At 68.4% G+C, this 19,920-nt stretch carries 21 protein-coding genes and 1 pseudogene; 13 read left to right on the forward strand and 9 right to left on the reverse strand.

From position 1 onward, the window contains the following. Nucleotides 1-42 precede the first annotated feature (42 nt). Entirely contained in the window at nucleotides 43-438 is a 396-nt protein-coding gene (locus V3B30_RS15175; RefSeq protein ID WP_262083294.1) for an EF-hand domain-containing protein, read from the forward strand. Nucleotides 439-506: 68 nt separating this feature from the next. On the opposite strand, the gene V3B30_RS15180 is transcribed toward V3B30_RS15175, so the two are convergent. After that, complete coding sequence (locus tag V3B30_RS15180) at nucleotides 507-1,688, reverse strand: UbiH/UbiF family hydroxylase (protein WP_262083295.1); 1,182 nt, start codon at nucleotides 1,686-1,688, stop codon at nucleotides 507-509. After that, a complete protein-coding gene (ubiH, locus tag V3B30_RS15185) occupies nucleotides 1,685-2,893 on the reverse strand; it encodes a 2-octaprenyl-6-methoxyphenyl hydroxylase (protein ID WP_100471341.1) in 1,209 nt (402 codons plus the stop codon). Before ubiH ends, V3B30_RS15180 begins: the two co-directional genes overlap by 4 nt. A 109-nt stretch (nucleotides 2,894-3,002) precedes the next feature. On the opposite strand from ubiH, the gene V3B30_RS15190 reads away from it, so the two are divergent. The 10 genes and pseudogenes from V3B30_RS15190 to V3B30_RS15235 all read left to right on the forward strand — a co-directional run bounded on the left by V3B30_RS15190 (nucleotide 3,003) and on the right by V3B30_RS15235 (nucleotide 12,901). Beyond that, nucleotides 3,003-3,587, forward strand: a complete 585-nt coding sequence (locus V3B30_RS15190) for a hypothetical protein (protein ID WP_087921583.1) — start codon at nucleotides 3,003-3,005, stop codon at nucleotides 3,585-3,587. 8 nt (nucleotides 3,588-3,595) lie between these two features. Further along, the gene (locus V3B30_RS15195) at nucleotides 3,596-4,150 is read left to right on the forward strand and encodes a cob(I)yrinic acid a,c-diamide adenosyltransferase (protein ID WP_014036041.1); all 555 of its coding nucleotides are present in this window, start codon (nucleotides 3,596-3,598) and stop codon (nucleotides 4,148-4,150) included. 9 nt (nucleotides 4,151-4,159) lie between these two features. Then, the gene (locus V3B30_RS15200) at nucleotides 4,160-5,098 is read left to right on the forward strand and encodes a histone deacetylase family protein (protein WP_262083296.1); all 939 of its coding nucleotides are present in this window, start codon (nucleotides 4,160-4,162) and stop codon (nucleotides 5,096-5,098) included. 89 nt (nucleotides 5,099-5,187) lie between these two features. Further along, nucleotides 5,188-7,689, forward strand: a complete 2,502-nt coding sequence (lptD, locus tag V3B30_RS15205) for an LPS-assembly protein LptD (RefSeq protein ID WP_262083297.1) — start codon at nucleotides 5,188-5,190, stop codon at nucleotides 7,687-7,689. Then, a pseudogene (locus tag V3B30_RS15210) lies at nucleotides 7,686-9,017 on the forward strand (peptidylprolyl isomerase); the annotation flags it as partial. The gene lptD and the pseudogene V3B30_RS15210, both read left to right, overlap by 4 nt. A gap of 18 nt (nucleotides 9,018-9,035) precedes the next feature. After that, nucleotides 9,036-10,016, forward strand: a complete 981-nt coding sequence (gene pdxA / locus V3B30_RS15215; RefSeq protein ID WP_262083299.1) for a 4-hydroxythreonine-4-phosphate dehydrogenase PdxA — start codon at nucleotides 9,036-9,038, stop codon at nucleotides 10,014-10,016. Then, nucleotides 10,013-10,816, forward strand: a complete 804-nt coding sequence (gene rsmA, locus V3B30_RS15220; protein ID WP_262083300.1) for a 16S rRNA (adenine(1518)-N(6)/adenine(1519)-N(6))-dimethyltransferase RsmA — start codon at nucleotides 10,013-10,015, stop codon at nucleotides 10,814-10,816. The genes pdxA and rsmA overlap by 4 nt, the downstream gene beginning before the upstream one ends. 13 nt (nucleotides 10,817-10,829) lie before the next feature. Further along, on the forward strand, nucleotides 10,830-11,213 hold the full coding sequence (gene apaG, locus V3B30_RS15225) for a Co2+/Mg2+ efflux protein ApaG (RefSeq protein WP_100471335.1): 384 nt from the start codon (nucleotides 10,830-10,832) through the stop codon (nucleotides 11,211-11,213). Nucleotides 11,214-11,228: 15 nt separating this feature from the next. Next, nucleotides 11,229-12,257, forward strand: a complete 1,029-nt coding sequence (locus tag V3B30_RS15230) for a symmetrical bis(5'-nucleosyl)-tetraphosphatase (RefSeq protein WP_100471334.1) — start codon at nucleotides 11,229-11,231, stop codon at nucleotides 12,255-12,257. Then, a complete protein-coding gene (locus V3B30_RS15235; protein WP_262083301.1) occupies nucleotides 12,254-12,901 on the forward strand; it encodes a DUF1287 domain-containing protein in 648 nt (215 codons plus the stop codon). Before V3B30_RS15230 ends, V3B30_RS15235 begins: the two co-directional genes overlap by 4 nt. Nucleotides 12,902-12,990: 89 nt before the next feature. On the opposite strand, the gene V3B30_RS15240 is transcribed toward V3B30_RS15235, so the two are convergent. Genes V3B30_RS15240 through V3B30_RS15270 form a run of 7 tightly spaced genes read right to left on the reverse strand, consistent with a single transcriptional unit; the run spans nucleotide 12,991 to nucleotide 17,788 of the window. Further along, entirely contained in the window at nucleotides 12,991-13,482 is a 492-nt protein-coding gene (locus tag V3B30_RS15240; RefSeq protein WP_262083302.1) for a dihydrofolate reductase, read from the reverse strand. A gap of 13 nt (nucleotides 13,483-13,495) precedes the next feature. Then, entirely contained in the window at nucleotides 13,496-14,059 is a 564-nt protein-coding gene (locus tag V3B30_RS15245; RefSeq protein ID WP_262083303.1) for a hypothetical protein, read from the reverse strand. Further along, nucleotides 14,056-14,850 (reverse strand): thymidylate synthase, encoded by a 795-nt coding sequence (locus V3B30_RS15250; protein ID WP_100471331.1) that lies wholly within the window; start codon nucleotides 14,848-14,850, stop codon nucleotides 14,056-14,058. Before V3B30_RS15250 ends, V3B30_RS15245 begins: the two co-directional genes overlap by 4 nt. Further along, entirely contained in the window at nucleotides 14,847-15,734 is an 888-nt protein-coding gene (gene lgt, locus V3B30_RS15255; RefSeq protein ID WP_262083304.1) for a prolipoprotein diacylglyceryl transferase, read from the reverse strand. The genes V3B30_RS15250 and lgt overlap by 4 nt, the downstream gene beginning before the upstream one ends. 51 nt (nucleotides 15,735-15,785) lie before the next feature. After that, nucleotides 15,786-16,280, reverse strand: coding sequence for a TPM domain-containing protein (locus tag V3B30_RS15260; protein ID WP_100471329.1), 495 nt, complete (start codon nucleotides 16,278-16,280; stop codon nucleotides 15,786-15,788). After that, a complete protein-coding gene (locus V3B30_RS15265) occupies nucleotides 16,280-17,164 on the reverse strand; it encodes a TPM domain-containing protein (protein WP_262083305.1) in 885 nt (294 codons plus the stop codon). Before V3B30_RS15265 ends, V3B30_RS15260 begins: the two co-directional genes overlap by 1 nt. Nucleotides 17,165-17,167: 3 nt before the next feature. Continuing rightward, nucleotides 17,168-17,788 (reverse strand): LemA family protein, encoded by a 621-nt coding sequence (locus V3B30_RS15270; protein ID WP_100471327.1) that lies wholly within the window; start codon nucleotides 17,786-17,788, stop codon nucleotides 17,168-17,170. A gap of 623 nt (nucleotides 17,789-18,411) precedes the next feature. On the opposite strand from V3B30_RS15270, the gene V3B30_RS15275 reads away from it, so the two are divergent. Together V3B30_RS15275 and V3B30_RS15280 are read left to right on the forward strand one after the other, a co-directional pair. Next, the gene (locus tag V3B30_RS15275) at nucleotides 18,412-18,648 is read left to right on the forward strand and encodes a hypothetical protein (RefSeq protein WP_100473916.1); all 237 of its coding nucleotides are present in this window, start codon (nucleotides 18,412-18,414) and stop codon (nucleotides 18,646-18,648) included. Between the two features lie 41 nt (nucleotides 18,649-18,689). Beyond that, nucleotides 18,690-19,910 carry a multifunctional CCA addition/repair protein gene (locus V3B30_RS15280; protein WP_262083667.1) on the forward strand — a complete coding sequence of 407 codons (1,221 nt, stop codon included), beginning with the start codon at nucleotides 18,690-18,692 and terminating at the stop codon, nucleotides 19,908-19,910. Nucleotides 19,911-19,920: the final 10 nt, after the last annotated feature.

The raw sequence follows: 19,920 nt of genomic DNA on the forward strand, positions 1-19,920 counted from the left end.
GTGCCCGCCGGGCGTGGCCCGGCGCTACCGAGGAATGGGACCATGCGATACCGCTCGATTCCGATACTGATCGCCCTGTTGGCAACTGCAACGGCCCTTGCACAGCAGCTGCCGTCCATGCCGGCGCAGGTCCAGCCGCTGGGCCCGACCGGCGGCGCCATCCGCCAGCAGCCACTGGGCGCCGGCAAGGTCACCGGCAGCGTCGAGATTGCACAGCCGGCTGGCGAGGCACAGGTGACCGTGCGTTCGCTGGAACCGAGCAGCGTGGTCGGCCAGTACCGCATCCACTTCGCCGCGCTGGACGTGAATGGCGATGGTTTCATCAGCCGCGAAGAAGCGCAGGCCAACCCGGCGCTGGCCGATGAATTCAATTCATTGGACCGCAGGCATCGCGGCAAGCTGGATCGCTCCGACCTGGCCGGTTGGCTGGTCGACTGAAAAAGGGGACGGAGGGGATTAAGTCGTATGTGCACATACGACTTAATCCCCTCCGTCCCCTTTTTGCGTCAGACGCCGGCGGCGCGCTTCCAGAATGCCTGCACCAGCGGCGGCCATTTACCGACGCAGCCCAGCGCGCGTCCGCGGGCCAGGGTCAGATGCATTTCGTCGTTGGAGAACAGGCGGTTGATCGCATCGAAGCTGTAAGCGGCGATGTGGTTGTCGCTGCGCCGTTCGCGTGCCCAGCGCTGCAGCCGCTGCGGCGACAGCCGCGGCTGGCCACGGCGTTCGGCCGATGGCGCCAGCCACTGCTGCAGGGCGGCGACATCGCGCAGGCCCAGGTTCACGCCCTGCCCGGCCAGCGGATGCACCACGTGCGCCGCATCACCCAGCGCCAGCACGCGGCCGGCCACGTAGTGGCGGGCCAGTTGGCGACGCAGCGGGAATGCCGCACGCGGTGATGCCAGCCGCAGTTCACCCAGGCGTGCAGCGAAGGCGCGGGTCAGTTCACGGTTGAAGGTGTCCTCATCCAGCGCCAGCACACGTGCCGCGTCATCCTCGGGCAGGGTCCAGACGATCGAGCTGCGACGCTCGGCCACCGGCAGCAACGCCAGTGGCCCGCTCGGCAGGAAGCGCTGCCAGGCCGTGGCCTGGTTGGGAAGATCGCTGTCCACATAGGCCACCACGCCACGCTGGTGGTAGTCATGGCGCTCGACCTCGAGTCCGGCCAGCTGGCGCAGGGTCGATTCGGCGCCGTCGGCGGCCACTGCCAGCGCCGCTTCCAGGCGGCGCCCGTCATCCAGGCGCAGGCGCACACCGTCCGCGTCCTGCTCCAGCGCATCCACCCGCGCCGGGCAATGCAGCTGTATGCCTGCGGCCGGCAGTGCCGACCACAGGCGATCCTGCAGCAGGCCGTTCTCGACGATGTAGCCCAGTTCGCGCCGACCGAAGCGGTCGGCGTCGAACAACAGATCCTCGCCACCGGCGGCATCCCACACCTGCATGCGCCGGTAGGGCCATGCGCGGGCCTGCGCGATGGCCGGCCACACACCCAGACGGTTCAACAGTTGTACGTTGTCAGCGGCGAAGGCGAACACCCGCAGGTCCGGCTGTGCAGCCCGCCATGGCGCAGGCTCGCGGCCCTCCACCAGTGCAACCGACAGACCGGCATCGGCCAGCGCCAGCGCACAGGTGGCACCAACCACGCCACCGCCGACGATGGCCACGTCCAGGCGCGCGCGCCGGCTCATGCGGCTTCTCCACGGCACAGCCGCGGCACTTCGCCACGGAAGCCCATCGCACCGCCGACCAGCATCGACTGCACCGAGGCGCGTTGTGCGGCCACCAGGCCGAGGCTGCGCAGCGGCCGCATCAGCGGCGCCGGATTGCTGGTCAGGCGTGCCAGGCCACCGGAGAACGCCACCGTCTGCCGGCGGTCTTCCTCGCGGCGCGCGACATAGGCCTGCAGCAGCGCATCACTGCCGGCATCCTCATGCGCATCCTCCAGCAGCTCGGCCAGGGTCAGCGCATCGCGCAGGCCCAGGTTGAAGCCCTGCGCACCCAGCGGATGAATGGTCTGCGCGGCATTGCCGAGCAGCACCGTGCGTTCACCGGCCAATGCGCGCGCCAGCACCTGGATGAGCGGGTAAGCACTGCGCGGGCCGGATTCGAGCAGGCGGCCGGCACGCCAGCCGATCGCATCCTGCAGGCGCTGAAGCCAGGCCGCATCGTCCAGTGCCATCACCGCATCGGCCTGATCGCTCGCTACGCCGTGCACGGTGCCGAAGTGACGATCGCCACGCGGCAGCAGGGCCGTCGGGCCGGTATCGGTGAAGCGCTCCCAGGCCGTGCCGTCCGGCGCGCGCTGGCTGCGCACGCGGGCCACGAACAGGGTCTGCTGGAAATCATGCCGGTCGACCTCGATGCCCAACGCCCCGCGCACGCCGCTGGTCGTGCCATCGGCGCCCACCACCAGCCGTGCCAGCAGCATGCGCTCGCCGGCCTCGTCGGCCACTCGCACCTGGCGGTAGCCGTCGACCACCTCGCCCAGGCCCAGGAACCGCATCGGCCGGTAGCGCCGCAGCTGCGGCAGCTCCTGCAGCCGTGCTTCCAGCGCCTGGCCGAAGTCACGCGCCACCACCACCTGACCGAACCACGGCCGGTCGTAGTCGGAAGCCTCCAGCTGCACGCGGCCGAAATCACCGGCGCGGCTGACGTGGATGCGACGGATCGGGCCCGGCGCCATCGCCAGCTTCTGCATGACCCCCAGCGCGGTCAGCGCGTTGACGGTGGCCGCGGCGAAACTGAGGTTGCGCTGGTCGAACACCGCCGGCAGCTCGCCGGCCGGGCTGGCCTCGAGCAGGCCCACATCGCGGCCCAGCCGGTCCAGGGCAATGGCCAGGCTGGCACCTACCAGGCCGCCACCGACGATCAGCACGTCATGTCGTTCACTCATGGTGTTCATGATACGCGCTCGCCCCGCCCGAACACCCAACGCTCCCCGACCTGCGCCAACCGGCGCGGCGGGCTAGAATGAAACCTGAATCCGCTCCGGGCCCGCTGCCATGTCCGCCACCGCCAACCGTGCCTTCGTCCTGTCCGTACTCGTGCTGTTGCTGGCGGCGACCCGGGTCAACCACTTCGCGGCGATTCCCGATGCCTCCTGGGCGGTGTTCTTCATCGGTGGCTTCTATCTGGCCGGCTGGACCCGCTGGGCGTTCCCGCTGCTGATGGTGTTCGCGGTGCTGGTGGACTGGATCGTGATCCGCAGCAGCGGCCTGGATTTCTGGCAGCACTACTGCGTGTCGCCGGGCTACTGGCTGCTGTTGCCGGCCTATTTCTCGCTGTGGGCCGGCGGCATGCTGCTGGGCCGCAACTACCAGGGGGCACGCTGGCCGGTGCTGGCCAAGGGCGCGTTGCTGCTGGTGGCCTCGGTGGCGGTCTGCCACCTGCTGGCGCAGGGCGGCTTCTACTGGACCAGCCGCAACGTGGCCGAACCGACGCTGGCCGGCTGGGCACAGAACTACGCACAGTGGTTCGGGCCGTACCTGCGCACCACCGCGATCTACGTGGCGCTCGGCGCCGCCCTGCAGCTGGCCGTGGAGCAGGTAGTGAAGCTCCAGCAGGCCCGCCGCGACATCCGCCACTGAGCCGCGCCATGGGCCATCGCCTCTCGCGCATCTACACCCGCACCGGCGACGACGGCAGTACCGGCCTTGGCGACGGCCAGCGCGTGGCCAAGGATGACGCCCGCGTGGCGTCCTACGGCACCGTCGATGAAGCCAATGCCGCGCTCGGCCTGCTGCTGGCCACGGCGCTGCCCGAGGATGTCCGCGCGCTGGTGGTGCATCTGCAGCACCAGCTGTTCGACCTGGGCGCCGAACTGTGCATCCCCGGCCACGCCGCGATCCACGCCGCCGATGTCTCGGCGTTGGAACAGCAGCTGGACCACTACAACGCCAGCCTGCCGATGTTGAAGGAATTCATCCTGCCGGCCGGTGGCGAGGCCGCCGCGCGCTGCCACCTGGCGCGCACGATCGTCCGCCGCGCCGAGCGCGAGACGGTCACCCTGGCCCGCCACGAAGCCGTGCGCAGCGAGGCGCTGCAGTACCTCAACCGGCTGTCGGACCTGTTGTTCGTGCTGGCCCGCGTGCTGGCCCGTGCCGATGGCCACGGCGAAGCGCTGTGGCAGCCGCAGCAGCGCCAGCGCTGAGTCGGCACGATGCTGGTCTTTACCCATCCGTCCTGCCTGCTGCACGACCCCGGCCCCGGCCATCCGGAGTGCCCGCAACGCCTGCAGCATGTCCTGGATGCCCTGCACGCCGCATTCCCCGGCCAACTGGACTGGCGCGAGGCGCCGCCGGCCAAGTTCGGTGAACTGACCCGGGTCCACGACAGCGCCCTGCTCGACTTCGTGCTGCAGCCGCAGACCGTGCCGCTGCGCCAGCTGGACATGGACACCTGGACCTCACCCGGCTCGGCCAGTGCCGCCGTGCACGCCGCTGGCGCCGGCGTGGCCGCTGTAGATGCAGTAATGCTGGGCGAAGACCCGCTGGCGTTCTGCGCGGTGCGGCCACCGGGCCACCACGCCACCAGCAGCACCGCGATGGGCTTCTGCCTGCTCAACAACATCGCCATCGCCGCCGCCTACGCCCGTGACCGCCATGGCCTGGAGCGCATCGCGGTGGTCGACTTCGATGTCCACCATGGCAACGGCACCCAGGACATCTTCCAGCACGACGCCCGGGTCTCCTACTACAGCACCCACCAGGCCGGGCTGTTCCCCAACTCGGGCCTGCGCCGCGACCGCGGTGCCGGCAACCTGATGAACATCCTGCTGCCGCCGGGCAGTGGCGGTTTCCGCTTTCGCAATGTGTGGGCCGACGAGATGCTGCCGGCCATCGACGACTTCCGCCCGCAGCTGTTGCTGATCTCGGCCGGCTTCGATGCCCACCTGCGCGACCCGCAGGCCGATCTGATGCTGGAAACCGACGATTTCGCCTGGATCACCCGTGAACTGCATGCACTGGCACGCCGCCATGCGGCCGGCCGGGTGGTCTCGATGCTGGAAGGCGGCTATGACCTGCAGGCCCTTGCCGAGTGCAGCGTGGCCCATGTCCGGGCGCTGCTGCCGCCCCCTCCAGGCAGCGTCTCCGGATGAACCCGAACCGGCAGGACCCGCCGCCCTTCATTGCCCCTATGCAAGGGATGGGGCAAGCTACCGTCCGTTTTCGCCCGAATCCGAACCGCGTGCGCCGAGCCCTCCGCCTGCTTCCCCTGCCTCTGAGCATCGCCATCTGCCTGCCGGCAATGGCCGATGAAAAGCCGCTCAACTGGGGCCTGTGCCCGGCGACCGACGTGATTCCCGCGTTCACCGATGCCCCTACCCCGGTCCCGGGGCAGGACAAGGCCGCCGCCAGCGCCGCGCGCGATCAGCAGCCCACCGACATCGAGGGCGACCAGCTGCTGGGCACCACCACCGTGCCGCAGTACGAAGGCAACGTGGCCCTGCGCCGCGGCGACCAGTTCGTCGGTACCGACAAGCTCAGCTTCGATACCGAAAGCGGCAACTACATCGCCGACGGCAATGTCCGCTACCAGGACTCCTCGATCCGCATGGTCGCCAAGCGCGCCGAGGGCAACCAGGAAAGCGACACCCACAAGATCACCGACATCAAGTACCAGCTGGTGTCGCGTCGCGGCAACGGCGACGCCGAGTCGGTCGACCTGCAGGGCGCGGTCGGCCAGATGCACCGCTCCACCTACACCACCTGCGACCCGTCGCAGCCGGTGTGGAAGCTGTCGGCGCCGCAGATCGAAGTGGACAACGACGAGGGCTTCGGCACCGCCCGCAACGCCGTGCTGCGCATCGGCAAGGTGCCGGTCCTGTGGGCGCCGTACTTCAAGTTCCCGATCGATGACCGCCGCAAGACCGGCCTGCTGTTCCCGCAGCTGGGCATGTCCGGGCGCAACGGTTTCGATTATGCCCAGCCGATCTACTTCAACCTGGCGCCGAACTACGACGATACGTTGACCCCGCGCTACATGAGCCGGCGCGGCCTGATGCTCGACAACGAGTTCCGCTACCTCTACAACGGCGGCCGCGGCGAACTGCTGACCGCGTTCATGCCCAACGACAAGCTGCGCGACCGCGACCGCGGCCGGGTGATGTTCAGCGGTTACCACAACGTGGACAGCCACTGGCAGGCCCGCGCCAACCTGGCCTGGGTCAGCGACGAGCGCTATGTCGAAGACTTCGCCAACCGCCTGGTGGGGGTCACCGCGTCGAACCTGCAGAGCACCATCGGTCTGTACGGCACCGGCAGGAACTGGACGGCCGGCATCATGGCCGACCGCTGGCAGCTGACCGACTACACCCTCAACGAGAGTGCGCTGGCCTACAACCGCCAGCCGCGCCTGTACCTCAACTGGGACAAGCCGGTCCTGCCGTGGCTGGAAACCGGCGTCTACGCCGAAGCCGTGCGCTTCACCCACGACGACATCAACTTCAAGTACGGCGCAGATGCGGGCCCCGACCTGCAGTACACCCGCAATGGCAGCCGTCAGACCAACGGCATCGGTGTCAGCGGCGGCTCGCGCCTGGACGTGAAGCCCTACGTGTCGTTCCCGATCAGCGGCGCGGCCTGGTATGTCACGCCGACGCTGGCCTACCGCTATACCGGTTACCAGCTGGACCGCGGCCTGGTTGATGGCGTGAACGGCATCCGCGGCCAGATCCTGCGCTCGCAGGGCATCGACCCGAACACGGCCACGCCGGAGCAGCTGCGCGGCAACACCTCGCCCAGCCGCAGCCTGCCGATCGGCAGCATCGACGCCGGCCTGTTCTTCGATCGCGAGACCAGGATCGGCGGCAAGTCGTTCCTGCAGACCCTGGAGCCGCGGCTGTTCTACCTGCGCACGCCCTACCGCAACCAGGATGAACTGCCGATCTTCGATACCCGTGACTTCACCTTCAGCTGGGGCCAGCTGTTCCGCGACTCGCGCTATACCGGCGCCGATCGCCAGAACGACGCCAACCAGCTGACCATGGCGCTGAGTACCCGCTTCATCGACCAGACCACCGGCAAGGAACGCTTCTCGGCCTCCATCGGCCAGATCCAGTACTTCGACGAGTCGCGGGTCACCGTCACCCCGGGCGGCGCGCCGGTGGAAAAGGGCAAGTCGGCGTGGATCGCCGACGGCAACTACATGATCAACGACCGCTGGACCCTGGGCGCCACCTACCAGTGGGATCCGAAGTACAAGCGCGAGGATCTGGCCAGCGTCCGAGCCCGCTATCTGATGCCCAACGATGGCGTGATCAACCTCAGCTACCGCTACCGCATCAACTCGGGCGCCCCGGCCACCGCCAACAAGCATGACCGGACCCTGCTGGAGCAGGCCGACCTGTCGTTCCTGTACCCGCTGAATGCGCGCTGGAGCCTGGTCGGCCGCTACTACTACTCGCTGCAGGACAAGGAACCGCTGGAAATCATCGCCGGCATCCAGTGGGACAGCTGCTGCCTGGCCGTGCGTGTGGTCGGGCGCCGCTACGTCCGCAACCGCGAAGGCGAGATGAACAACGCCATCCAGCTGGAGTTCGTGCTCAAGGGCCTGAGCTCCCTGGGGCAGGACACGGACCGTACCCTGCGCCGTGCTATCCTCGGCTACAACCGCGACGACCTCTATCTCGTGCCGCCGAGCAACACCGGGGCGACCCGGGATGACTACGATCCGAACCTGATCCCATGACCAAGCGCTTCCCCGTTCTTCTCGCCTCACTGCTGGCGGTGTCCAGCGTGTCCGCCCCCCTGCAGGTGCTTGCCCAGGAGGCGCAGCCGCTTGACCGCATCGCCGCCGTCGTCGATGAGGACGTGATCCTGCAGAGCGAGCTCCAGCGTGCGATCGCCAACATCAAGGCGCAGTACGCGGGCCGTGAAAACCAGCTGCCGCCGGAAGACGTGCTCAGCCGCCAGGTGCTCGAGCGCCTGGTGCTGGTCAAGCTGCAGGTCGCCCGCGCCCAGGGCAGCGGCATCCGTGTCAGCGACCAGGAGCTGAACCAGGCGCTGAACGCCATCGCCCAGCAGAATGGTTCGAACCTGGACGCCCTGCGCCAGCGCCTGGCCCATGACGGCATCGACTTCAACGATTTCCGCGCTTCGGTGCGTGATGAGATCACCGTGCAGCGCCTGCGCCAGAGCTTCGCGCAGAGCCGCATCAGCGTCAGCGAGGGTGAAGTCGACGCCGCGCTGAAGCAGCAGGCCACGGTGGGCAACCAGTACCACCTGGCGCACATCCTGATCGCCCTGCCCGACGGCGCCAACGCCGACCAGATCGCCACCGGCCAGAAGAAGGCCGATGGCGTGAAGGCCCTGCTGGACAAGGGCGAGCTGGACTTCAACGCGGCGGCCGTGCGCTATTCGGACAGCCCGAACGCCCTGGAAGGCGGCGACCTGGGCTGGCGCAGCCTGGATGAGATTCCCACCGCGTTCGCCCAGTTGATGGAGAAGATGAAGCCCGGCGAAGTGGTCGGCCCGATCCGCGGCCCGAGTGGCTTCCAGCTGCTGAAGCTGGTGGAAGTGCGCGACGCCAGCTCCGCCGCTGCCGGTGATCACACGGTCACCGAGTTCCACGGCCGCCACATCCTGGTGCGCGTGGACGACCACCAGACCGACGCCGCCGCCAAGGCCAAGATCGACACCCTGCGCGCCCGCATTGCCGGGGGTGCCGAGTTCCAGACCGTTGCCAAGGAGTCCTCCGAGGACAACAACAGCAAGGGCCAGGGCGGTGATCTGGGCTGGTTCCCGGCTGATGCGTTCGGTCCGGCCTTTGGCCAGCAGGTGGAAGGACTCCAGGACGGCGGCGTCAGCCAGCCGTTCCGCACCGATGCCGGTTGGCACATCGTGCAGCGCGTGGCGACCCGCCAGACCGACGTGACCACCGACAACCAGCGTGCCCAGGTCCGCGAGACCATCGGCCGCCGCAAGCTGGAAGACGAGTACAACCGCTTCCTGCAGGAACTGCGTGGCGAAGCCTACGTCAGCTTCCGCAGTGGCGACCGCGCGGAAAACACCGCCACCCCGCCGCAGTCCTGACCGATGCGCCCCGAGCTCGCTCTGGTACCGGGCGAGCCCGCCGGGATCGGCCCGGAACTGTGTGTCCGCCTCGTCCAGCAGCCGCGTGAAGATTGCCGGCTGCTGGCCTTCGCCGACCCGGACACCCTGCACGCGGCCGCGGCCGCGCTGAACCTGCCCCTGCAACTGCTGCCCGAGGACGCCGAAGCCCGCGTCCCTGGCGATCTGCGCCTGCGCGCCGTCCGCAACGCTGCGCCCAGCCGCTTCGGCCAGGCCGATCCGGCCAATGCCGGCGCGGTCATCGGTGCCCTGCTCGGTGCCGGCCAGGCCTGCCTGTCCGGCGAACTGCACGGCGTGGTGACCGGCCCGGTGCACAAGGCGGTCATCAACGACGGCGGCATCGCCTACAGCGGCACCACTGAACTGCTGGCCGACCAGGCCGGAGTGAAGGTGGTGATGATGCTGGCCAACCACGTCGTGCGGGTGGCCCTGGCCACCACCCACCTGCCGCTGCGCGAGGTGGCCGATGCGATCACCGCGCCCGGCCTGGAGCACACGCTGCGCACCGTGCATGCCGCGCTGCGCCGCGAGTTCGGGCTGCCTGCACCGCGCATCGCCGTGCTCGGCCTGAACCCGCACGCCGGCGAAGACGGCCACCTGGGCCGCGAGGAACTGGACCTGGTCATCCCGCTGCTGCAGCGCCTGCGCGCGGAGGGCATGGACCTGATCGGGCCGCTGCCTGCCGACACCGCCTTCCTTCCGGCCAAGCTGGCCGGCTTCGACACCGTGCTGGCGATGTACCACGACCAGGGCCTGCCGGTGCTGAAGTACTCCGGCTTCGAACAGGCGGTCAACCTGACCCTGGGCCTGCCCTACCCACGCGTGGCCGTGGACCATGGCACCGCGCTGGACCTGGCCGGCCGCGGCATCGCCGATCCCTCCAGCCTGCAGGCAGCAACGTCGTTGTGTGCGCAGCTTGCGCGGCAACGTACACTGGGCGCATGAATTCCCCGCATTCTCCCTCCGGCCCGGTGTTTACCGCCCCGGCCAAGAAGCAGCTTGGCCAGCATTTCCTGGCCGACCGCCACTACATCGACAAGATCGTGATGGCGGTCAACCCGAAAGCGGGCGACCGCCTGGTCGAGATCGGTCCCGGCCAGGGCGCGATCACCCTGCCGCTGCTGCGTGTGCACCCGAAGCTGACAGTGATCGAGTTCGACCGCGACCTGATCGCACCGCTGACCGCCGCCGCTGCGCCGCTGGGCGAGCTGGCCATCGTTCACCGCGACGTGCTGCGGGTGGACTTCACGGAACTGGCCGACGGCCAGCCGATCCGCCTGGTCGGCAACCTGCCCTACAACATCTCCTCGCCGATCCTGTTCCATGCGCTGGAGCATGCCGCGGTCATCCGCGACATGCACTTCATGCTGCAGAAGGAAGTGGTCGACCGCATGGCGGCCGGCCCCGGCAGCAAGGTGTATGGCCGCCTCAGCGTGATGCTGCAGGCCTACTGCCAGGTGACCTCGCTGTTCGTGGTGCCGCCGGGCGCGTTCCGGCCGCCGCCGAAGGTCGATTCGGCCGTGGTGCGGCTGGTGCCGCGTGACCCGGCCACGATCAACATCAACGACCACAAGCGCTTCGCCGAGGTGGTCAAGGCCGCCTTCGGTCAGCGCCGCAAGACCCTGCGCAATGCCCTGAACAACGTGGTGTCCGCCGAGCAGTTCATCGCCGCCGGCGTGCGTCCCGATGCCCGCGCCGAACAGCTGGACGTGGCCGAATTCATCGCTTTGGCCAATGCCTCCTGATTACACTGCCGGTATGGAAGACGCTGACGTTTATGCCATCTCCGTCGAAGTCGCGCCGCGCTTCCTCGACGATCAATCCGCGCCGGAAGACGGTCGCTTTGCGTTCGCCTACACGATCCGCATCCACAACCAGGGGCGGGTCGCGGCACGCCTGGTCGCACGCCACTGGCGCATCACCGATGCCAATGGCCGTGTCGAGCATGTCGATGGCGACGGGGTGATCGGCGAGCAGCCGCGGCTGCGCCCCGGTGAAGACTTCCGTTACACGTCCGGTGTCATGCTGGGGACCGATCACGGGACAATGCAGGGCCACTACGACATGGTCGCCGACGATGGCACCGAATTTGCCGCGCAGGTCGCACCGTTCGTGCTGGCCATCCCGCGTACCCTGCACTGACACGGAGGCCGAACGATGAGTGTGTGGGCGATCGGCGACCTGCAGGGCTGCTATGACGTCACCCAGCGACTGCTGGAGAAGATCCGCTTCGACCCGGCGCAGGACACCCTGTGGTTCTGTGGCGACCTGGTCAACCGTGGCGGCCAGTCGCTGGAAACGCTGCGGCTGGTGCATTCGCTGCGCGAGCACAGCGTGGTGGTGCTGGGCAACCATGATCTTTCGCTGCTGGCCGTCGGTGCACGCACCGAAGAGGAACAGCGCAAGGTCAACCCGGACCTGCTGCGCATCGTGCAGGCCGAGGACCGCGACGAACTGCTGGACTGGCTGCGCCTGCAGAAGCTGGTGCACGTCGATCGCGAGCTTGGCTGGATGATGGTGCACGCCGGCCTGGCGCCGAAGTGGACCACGCAGATGGCCGAGAAGCATGCCGCCGAGGTCGAGGTGCAGCTGCATGGTGCCGGCTACCGCAAGCTGTTCCGCAACATGTACGGCGACAAGCCGAGCTGGGCCCCGAACCTGTCCGGCTACGACCGCTCGCGCGCGATCATCAACGTGCTCACCCGCATGCGCTACTGCACCCCGCGGGGACGCATCGGCATCGAGGACAAGGGCACGCCGGGCACGCAGGAACAGGGGCTGTATCCCTGGTTCGAAGTGCCGGGCCGGGTCGAGCGCGACCTCAAGGTCGTCTGTGGCCACTGGTCGGCGCTGGGCCTGACCATCACCCAGGGCGTGCACGCCATCGACACCGGTGCGGTGTGGGGCGGCAAGCTGACCGCCATCCAGCTCGATACCGATGAGCTGCGCGTGGTGCAGGTGCCGGGCCGCGATGTCCCCGCGCCGGTGCCCAACGCCCGCCCGCCAGCGCGACCGGCGCACGAGCGCCCCACCGCTGCGGCGCAGGGCAAGGAACAGGGTGGTGGCAACGCCGCCGCTGCGAACCCGGGCAACCGTGGCCCGCGCCGTCGTCGCCGTCGTGGCGGCGGTGGCGGTGGGAGCGGCACGGGTGGCGGCACCAACAACAGCCCCCCGCCGCAGGCATGACGCGGCGCGGCTGGGCACCATGGACGGTGCTGCTGCTGGCGCTGGCCCTGGCCAGCGGCTGCCAGCCCGGCTCGCCGCCTGCTCCCACGGCTGCGGATGGTGCTGCACCTGGGCCGACGCAGCCGCAGGCGCCTTCGCCGCCACTGGTGGCCGCAGCGCGCGCGCAGATCGGCGTGACCACCCGTTACGATCCCGCCTACCAGGTGCTGGCCTATCCCGGCGGCGACGTCCCGCTCGATCGCGGCGTGTGCACCGACGTGGTGGTGCGCGCCCTGCGCAGCCAGGGCCTGGACCTGCAGGCACGCGTGCATGAGGACATGCGCGGAAACTTCAGTGCCTATCCGGCGATCTGGGGCCTGTCACGGCCGGACCGCAACATCGATCATCGTCGCGTGCCGAACCTGATGCGCTGGTTCGAACGGCAGGGCTGGCAGCAACCGATCACCGCCCTCGCCACCGACTATGCGGCTGGCGACATCGTTGCCTGGAAGCTCAACGGCAATGGCCTGCTGCACGTGGGCATCGTCTCCGACCGGCGGCTGGACAATGGCACGCCGCTGGTACTGCACAACATCGCGCGCGGCACCCGTGAAGAGAACCTGCTGTTCCAGCACGCGATCATCGGGCACTACCGGATGCCGTAGGCAATCCTGTCGCGCCGAGCCCTGCTCGGCTCCGGGATGTGCCCGCGGAAAGCAGCCGACGATGGCTCGGCGCTACAGTTGCATTGCGATCAGCGGCGCACGTAGTGCACGAAGCGAAATGCGTAGGCGTGGCGTTCATCGGCCGCATGCGGCTCGTTGCTCGCTTCCTGCCAGTCCTGCACATCCACGTCGGGGAAATGCGTGTCGGCAGGCACTTCGGCATCCACCCAGGTCAAGTACAGGTCGCTGGCCTGGCCGAGCAGCTGGCGGAAGATCTCGCCGCCGCCGATGATGCACAGCTCGCTGGCGCCCTCGCCTTCGGCAATCGCCTTCGCCTCGTCCAGCGACGCCACCGCGCGCATGCCCTCGAACGGTACCTGGCCGCTGCGGGTCAGCACCAGGTTGGTCCGCCCCGGCAGCACGCGGCCGATCGATTCGGCGGTCTTGCGCCCCATCAGGATCGGCTTGCCCAGGGTGAGCGCCTTGAAGTGCTTGAAGTCGTCCGGCAGGTGCCAGGGCATGGCATTGCCCTGGCCGATGCCACGGTTGCGATCCAACGCCACGATCATCGACAGTTTCATCGGTCCGACCACCTCAGCTGGCATCGATCTGCAGGCGTTCGCAGGCCGCGTTCGCGGCACTGGCGGCCTGCAATGCTGCAGCCAGCGCCGGGCTGGAGGTGGACTGCTCATCCAGGCCGCTGATGATCTTCTGCTTCTGCGCCTCCTCGATCTCCTTCAGGCCCGGTCCCGACAGGATCTCCGCCGACAACGCCGCGTTGTCGGTGCCGGCACGACGTGCCAGGAACGCCTTCAGCTGGTCGCTGGTGTAGACGGTGGCCAGGCGCTGTTCAAGCTCACGCTGATAAGCCGGATCCTCGACGCCCGCCTTCAGGTGCTCGGTCATCGCCGCGTACATGCCGGTTACCGCCTCACGCATCTGCGCCCGGCACCCTTCCGGCACATCCTGGGGCAGCATCGTGCTGCCGTTGAATGCCCGGGCGAACGCCTGCACTTCCTCGCGCATGTGCTTGTGCACGATCTGCTCATTGACCTGCCGGGCCAGCGGAAGCGCGTCGGCCGGTGTGGCCTGCACCATGGCCAGCGGCAGCAGGCCGCACAGCGCCAGCAGGCCCCTGGAAATCAGGCGGGTACTCATACCGCCACCGGCGCCTTGATCGCCGGATGCGGGTCATAACCATCGATGCGGATATCGTCGAACTGGAACCCGAACAGGTCGGTCACCTCCGGATTCAACCACAGCTTCGGCAGCGCGCGCGGCTCACGCGACAGCTGCTCGCGCGCCTGCTCGAAGTGGTTCGAGTACAGGTGCGCGTCACCCAGGGTATGCACGAAGTCGCCCACGCCCAGGCCGGTGGCCTGCGCCACCATGTGGGTCAGCAGCGCGTAGCTGGCGATGTTGAACGGCACACCGAGGAAGATGTCACCGCTGCGCTGGTACAGCTGGCAGCTGAGCTTGCCGTCCACCACGTAGAACTGGAACAGGTTGTGGCACGGCATCAGCGCCATCTGCGAAAGCTCGCCCACGTTCCAGGCGCTGACCACCAGCCGGCGCGAATCGGGGTTGCGCTTGATCTCGTCCACCAGCCACTGCATCTGGTCGATCTCGCGGCCATCGGCGGTGGCCCAGCTGCGCCACTGCTTGCCGTATACAGGGCCGAGGTCGCCGTTCTCGTCGGCCCACTCATCCCAGATCCGCACCTGGTTGTCCTTCAGGTAGCCGATGTTGGTGTCGCCCTTCAGGAACCACAGCAGCTCGTGGATGATCGAGCGCAGGTGCAGCTTCTTGGTGGTGACCAGCGGGAAGCCTTTGTTGAGGTCGAAGCGCATCTGCCAGCCGAACACGCTGCGGGTACCGGTACCGGTGCGGTCGCTCTTCTCGGCGCCGTGTTCAAGCACATGCGAGAGCAGATCCAGGTAGGCCTTCATGCCTTGCCCTCCGCGGCCACCGGCGGTTGCGGCTGCAGCACCGGCGCGCGGCGCGACATCACCAGCAGCACCAGGCCGAACACGATAAGCGGCACGCACAGGATCTGGCCCTTGGTCAGCCAGCCGAAGGCCACGTAGACGCCGTTGTCGGGCATGCGCACGAACTCCACCGCAAAGCGGAACAGGCCGTACATCAGTGCGAACAGGCCACCGACCAGATAGCGATGACGCGGCTTGGCCGACACCGTCCACAGCACCACGAACATCACCAGGCCTTCCAGGAACGCTTCATACAGCTGCGAGGGATGGCGGGCGAACTGATTCAGCGCGCCGGTCGCGAACTGCGCCTGCAGGGTCGCATGGTCCAGCTGGTTCAGCGGTGCCGGCAGGCCGGACGGGAACACCACGCCCCAGGTACCGTCGGTGTACTTGCCCCACAGCTCGGCACCGATGAAGTTGCCGATACGGCCGAAGCCCAGGCCCAGCGGCACCAGCGGCGCCATGAAATCCATGGTGTCGAAGAAATGCAGCGTGTGCTTGCGCGACCACCACCAGCAGGCGCCCAGCACGCCCAGCAGGCCACCGTGGAAGCTCATGCCGCCATCCCACACCTTGAACAGCAGCAGCGGGTTGTGCAGGAAATCGCCCAGCGCGTAGAACAGCATGTAGCCGATGCGCCCGCCCAGCACCACGCCCAGCATCGCGTAGAACAGCAGGTCGGAGAACCCGTTGGCATCGACGCCCGGCAGGCGGCCCTGGGCGATGCGCCTGCGGCCCAGCAGCCAGGCTGCAGTGAAGCCGAGCAGGTACATGATGCCGTACCAATGCACCTTGATCGGCCCCAGCGAAAGGGCGATGGGGTCGATGTCGTGGAAATAGATCATGGAAGGTGCCTTGCGGTTGAACGCCTATTCTCGGGCCAGTGCCGCCCCGGCTCAACCAAGGAGCTGGGGCGTGTTGGGCAGGCCGTCATCGTCTGACCGCATCGAGGCCGGAAAGTGCCCCTCGATCAGGGTGGAGACCTCGTCGATCGCATCCTGAAGCGCCTCGACCACATTGGCACCGCGCAGGCCCTCGCGCAGGTGGGTACAGACCCGCTGCCACTGCGCCGGGCTGACCCGGCCCTGCAGGCCACGGTCGGCGACGATCTCGATCGCGTGATCGGCCAGCAGCAGGTAGATCAGTACACCGTTGTTGTGCGTGGTATCCCAGGTGCGCAGGCGCGCAAAGGCATGCTCGGCGGCCTGGCGCGGGGTCACCTTGTGCCACAGCGCACCCAGCGGCAGGTCCGCTTCCACCGCGAACATCACCTGCCCGCCATGGCGCTGCTCACCGGCCGCGATGGCCTCGGTGATCGCCTGCAGCGTGGCGGGTGGGAAGGCGCGCCGTACCGACGGCGAAAACACGTGACGCCACAGACGTTGGATCATCACCAGCCTCCCGAAGCACCGCCGCCGCCCGAACGACCACCGCCGCCGCCCCAGCCGCCACCACCGCCGAATCCACCGCCGCCGCCGAAACCGCCCCCGCCCCGGCTGCCACCGCCCCAGCCGCCGCCACCGGCGAAACGGCCGGGATGGCCAGAGAGCATCGCCACGATCAGGCCGACCACACCGGCCAGGCCACTGGCCAGCAGGGTGGAGGTGAACAGGAATGCTGCCAGCGCTGCACCGGCGCCGCCGAGCAGGCCACGCAGCGGTCGCGGCACGCGCGAGAACACGCCGCGCAGGATGCTGCCGGCGAACACACCAATGAACAGCGCCAGGAACCAGGTATCGCCGCCACCGCCAGGTTCCCGCCCGCGATGGCCGCTGACCGGTGCCGGCAGCGTTTCGCCGTCGATCAGCTTGACCAGCACCGCCGTGGCATCGGTGATGCCGCCGGCGTAGTCGCCGCTGCGGAAGCGCGGCACCAGGTATTCCTGGATGACCCGGTTGGCGATGGCATCGGGAATGGCGCCTTCCAGGCCGTAGCCCGGCTCGATGCGCACGCGCCGGTCGTCCTTGGCCACCACCAGCAGCACGCCGTCATCCACGCCCTTGCGGCCGATCTGCCACTGGTCGAAGACCCGCGTGGTGTACTGCGCGATGTCTTCCGGCTGGGTGGTCGGCACCACCAGCACCTGCAGCTGGCTCCCCTTGCGCTGCTGCAGTTCGATCGCCTGCTGCACCAGTGCCTGCTTCTGCGCGGCATCCAGCGTGCCGGTGGTATCGACCACCGGCGAATCCAGCGCCGGAATCGGCGCCAGCTGCTGCGCCTGCGACGCCAGCGGCAGCCACAGCAGCAGGGCCAGCAGCGCAGTGGCCAGGCGCATCGGTCAGTGGCCCGGCTGCGGTGCCGGCTGCTGCTGCGGCGCGTTGCCGAAATCGACCGCCGGCGCGTTGGAGATCTGCGCTTCGTTGTCCACGGTGAAGTTCGGCTTGGTCTTGTAGCCGAAGAGCTTGGCGGTGATCACCTGCGGGAACGAGCGGATGTAGGTGTTGTAGTCCTGCACCTGCTGGATGTAGCGGCCACGCGCAACCGTAATGCGGTTTTCAGTGCCCTCCAGCTGCGCCTGCAGGTCGCGGAAGTTCTGGTCCGACTTCAGCACCGGGTAGTTCTCGGTGACCACCAGCAGTCGCGACAGCGCACTGCCGAGTTCACCCTGCGCCTGCTGGAACTGCTTGAGCGAGGCTTCGTCATCGGCGTTGACATTGATCTGGCCAACCCGCGAGCGGGCGTTGGTGACTTCGGTCAGCACGCGCTCTTCCTGGCTGGCGAAGCCCTTCACGGTCTGCACCAGATTGGGCACCAGGTCGGCGCGGCGCTTGTACTGGTTGAGCACTTCGGACCAGCTGGCCTTGACCGCTTCATCCTTCTGCTGGATGGCGTTGTAACCGCAGCCGGACAGCAGGGAGGCCAACAGCATCAGGGGCAGGACGCGGGTGAACAGGCGCATGGCGGAGGTTCCGGGTGGGCTTGGCACCGAGCATGCCATGGTTCGGGTGAAAGACCGGCCATCGGGCGCCGCCCCCTCCGCGGTGGGTTGTTTGCTGGTTCTCTGGGGATGGCCGGGAGGGTGGGTTGGCTGGGGGGACGCCGTGAATACGTCCATGTAGGCTCGGTCGCCGCTTGCTCGGGTGCGCTGTCCTGCGCACACGGCAAGACCGGGGTTGGGCGTCCCGCCCAACCCGCCCGAGGCATGCCTCGGGCCCATGGCGCTCACGCTCCCAGCCAACCCACCCTCCCGGCCACGGACAATTTCCTGCGCACCGCGGGAAGATCAAAAAAGGAGCAAAAGCAAAAGCCCATGCTCCCGGCATTCGTGCCGACCAACGGTCGGCACCCACCAGAGCGGACGTTCCTGCAGACCGCAGGAAATTGTCGAAGGCGGGGGGGGGGGGGGGGGGGGGGGGGGGGGGGGGGGGGGGGGGGGGGGGGGGGGGGGGGGGGGGGGGGGGGGGGGGGCGCGCCCCCCGGGCCCCCCCCCCCCCCCCCCCCGGGGCGCCGCCCCCCCCCCCCCCGCCCGGCGCCCCCCCCCCCCCCCCCCGACCCGATATCCTTTCCCTGGGGAGGGAAACAATGAGCCTGCTGGCCTGGATCGGAATATTCGCCGCTTGGAGCCTGTTCACCACCTGGGTGCTGCGCTGGGGTGGCGCGGCCTGGATGGAAGGCTGGAAGTCGCTGGCCTTCGTCGACAGCTGGGGCAGCCTGTGGGACGAAGCGCAGATCAAGCTCTACTTCCTCTGCCTGTGGATCGTCTACGGGCTGTGGTTCGTGGCCGGCCTGTTCGTGCCGGAGTGGCGCGGCCTTCCGTAGTGCCTCTGCATCGGTAGTGCCGGCCATGCGATCATCCCCCCATGAAGATCTATCTTGTCGGCGGCGCCGTGCGCGACCGCCTGCTGCAGCGCCCTGCCGGCGACCGTGACTGGGTGGTGGTCGGCGCCACGCCCGCGCAGATGGAAGCGCAGGGCTACGCCGCCGTCGGCCGCGATTTCCCGGTGTTCCTGCACCCGAAGACCGGCGAGGAATACGCGCTGGCGCGCACCGAGCGCAAATCCGGCCGTGGCTATCGCGGCTTCGTGGTCGATGCCGATCCGGCGGTGACGCTGGAAGAAGACCTGCAGCGCCGCGACTTCACCATCAACGCGATCGCCTGCGATGAGGAGACCGGCATGCTGGTCGATCCTTACGGTGGCGTTCGCGATCTTGAGCAGCGCGTGTTGCGCCACGTCGGCCCTGCGTTCGTGGAAGATCCACTGCGCGTGCTGCGCGCGGCGCGCTTCATGGCGCGCTTCGCGCCACTGGGCTTCACCGTCGCCGAGGAGACCATGGCGCTGATGCGCGACGTCGCCGCCAGTGGCGAACTGGATGCGCTGGTGCCGGAGCGCGTCTGGCAGGAACTGCGCAAGGCGCTGGTCAGTGAACGGCCCTCCGCCTTCCTGCGCACGCTGCACGATGCGCAGGCACTGGGCCCGATCCTGCCCGAGCTGGAAGCGCTGTATGGCGTGCCGCAGCGTGCCGAATTCCACCCGGAAGTCGACACCGGCATCCACCAGGAGATGGTCAGCGACATGGCCGCGAGGCTGGCGCCGGGCGATGACCTGGTCGGCTTCGCTGCCCTCACCCACGATCTCGGCAAGGGCCTGACCCCGCCGGAGGAATGGCCGCGCCACATCATGCACGAGCAGCGCGGCATCAAGCCACTGAAGGCATTGTGCGCGCGGTTGAAGATTCCCACCGAGCACCAGCAGCTGGCAGAAGCGGTCTGCCGCGAACACTTGAACGTGCACCGCATCGACGAACTGCGCGATGCCACCGTGCTGGAACTGCTGGGCCGCTGTGATGCACTGCGCCGGCCAGAACGCGTGGCTCGTATCGCACTGTGCTGCGAGGCCGACAAACGCGGCCGGCTCGGCTTCGAGGACGCCGCTTACCCACAGGGCGAGACGCTCAAGCGGCTGCACCAGGCGGCACTGTCAGTGCAGGCGCGGGACCTGGATACCACGCATCTGAAGGGCCCGGCCATCGGCGAAGCGCTGGCCAAGGCGCGGGTGAAAGCCATCGCCGCTGCCCGCTGAAGCACCTGGT

Source organism: Stenotrophomonas sp. SMYL41 (assembly GCF_036319965.1).
Taxonomy (GTDB): domain Bacteria; phylum Pseudomonadota; class Gammaproteobacteria; order Xanthomonadales; family Xanthomonadaceae; genus Stenotrophomonas; species Stenotrophomonas maltophilia_R.

Bases quoted from the DNA above. Each gene is read 5' to 3' on its own strand.
- V3B30_RS15190 (WP_087921583.1), top strand. From the start codon at position 3,003: ATGTCCGCCACCGCCAACCGTGCCTTCGTCCTGTCCGTACTCGTGCTG.
- V3B30_RS15265 (WP_262083305.1), bottom strand. From the start codon at position 17,164: ATGCGCCTGGCCACTGCGCTGCTGGCCCTGCTGCTGTGGCTGCCGCTG.
- rsmA (WP_262083300.1), top strand. From the start codon at position 10,013: ATGAATTCCCCGCATTCTCCCTCCGGCCCGGTGTTTACCGCCCCGGCC.
- V3B30_RS15240 (WP_262083302.1), bottom strand. From the start codon at position 13,482: ATGAAACTGTCGATGATCGTGGCGTTGGATCGCAACCGTGGCATCGGC.
- V3B30_RS15280 (WP_262083667.1), top strand. From the start codon at position 18,690: ATGAAGATCTATCTTGTCGGCGGCGCCGTGCGCGACCGCCTGCTGCAG.
- V3B30_RS15270 (WP_100471327.1), bottom strand. From the start codon at position 17,788: ATGCGCCTGTTCACCCGCGTCCTGCCCCTGATGCTGTTGGCCTCCCTG.
- V3B30_RS15260 (WP_100471329.1), bottom strand. From the start codon at position 16,280: ATGATCCAACGTCTGTGGCGTCACGTGTTTTCGCCGTCGGTACGGCGC.
- V3B30_RS15175 (WP_262083294.1), top strand. From the start codon at position 43: ATGCGATACCGCTCGATTCCGATACTGATCGCCCTGTTGGCAACTGCA.
- ubiH (WP_100471341.1), bottom strand. From the start codon at position 2,893: ATGAGTGAACGACATGACGTGCTGATCGTCGGTGGCGGCCTGGTAGGT.
- V3B30_RS15245 (WP_262083303.1), bottom strand. From the start codon at position 14,059: ATGAGTACCCGCCTGATTTCCAGGGGCCTGCTGGCGCTGTGCGGCCTG.
- V3B30_RS15275 (WP_100473916.1), top strand. From the start codon at position 18,412: ATGAGCCTGCTGGCCTGGATCGGAATATTCGCCGCTTGGAGCCTGTTC.
- lgt (WP_262083304.1), bottom strand. From the start codon at position 15,734: ATGATCTATTTCCACGACATCGACCCCATCGCCCTTTCGCTGGGGCCG.
- V3B30_RS15230 (WP_100471334.1), top strand. From the start codon at position 11,229: ATGAGTGTGTGGGCGATCGGCGACCTGCAGGGCTGCTATGACGTCACC.
- V3B30_RS15180 (WP_262083295.1), bottom strand. From the start codon at position 1,688: ATGAGCCGGCGCGCGCGCCTGGACGTGGCCATCGTCGGCGGTGGCGTG.
- V3B30_RS15250 (WP_100471331.1), bottom strand. From the start codon at position 14,850: ATGAAGGCCTACCTGGATCTGCTCTCGCATGTGCTTGAACACGGCGCC.
- V3B30_RS15195 (WP_014036041.1), top strand. From the start codon at position 3,596: ATGGGCCATCGCCTCTCGCGCATCTACACCCGCACCGGCGACGACGGC.
- V3B30_RS15235 (WP_262083301.1), top strand. From the start codon at position 12,254: ATGACGCGGCGCGGCTGGGCACCATGGACGGTGCTGCTGCTGGCGCTG.
- apaG (WP_100471335.1), top strand. From the start codon at position 10,830: ATGGAAGACGCTGACGTTTATGCCATCTCCGTCGAAGTCGCGCCGCGC.
- pdxA (WP_262083299.1), top strand. From the start codon at position 9,036: ATGCGCCCCGAGCTCGCTCTGGTACCGGGCGAGCCCGCCGGGATCGGC.
- V3B30_RS15200 (WP_262083296.1), top strand. From the start codon at position 4,160: ATGCTGGTCTTTACCCATCCGTCCTGCCTGCTGCACGACCCCGGCCCC.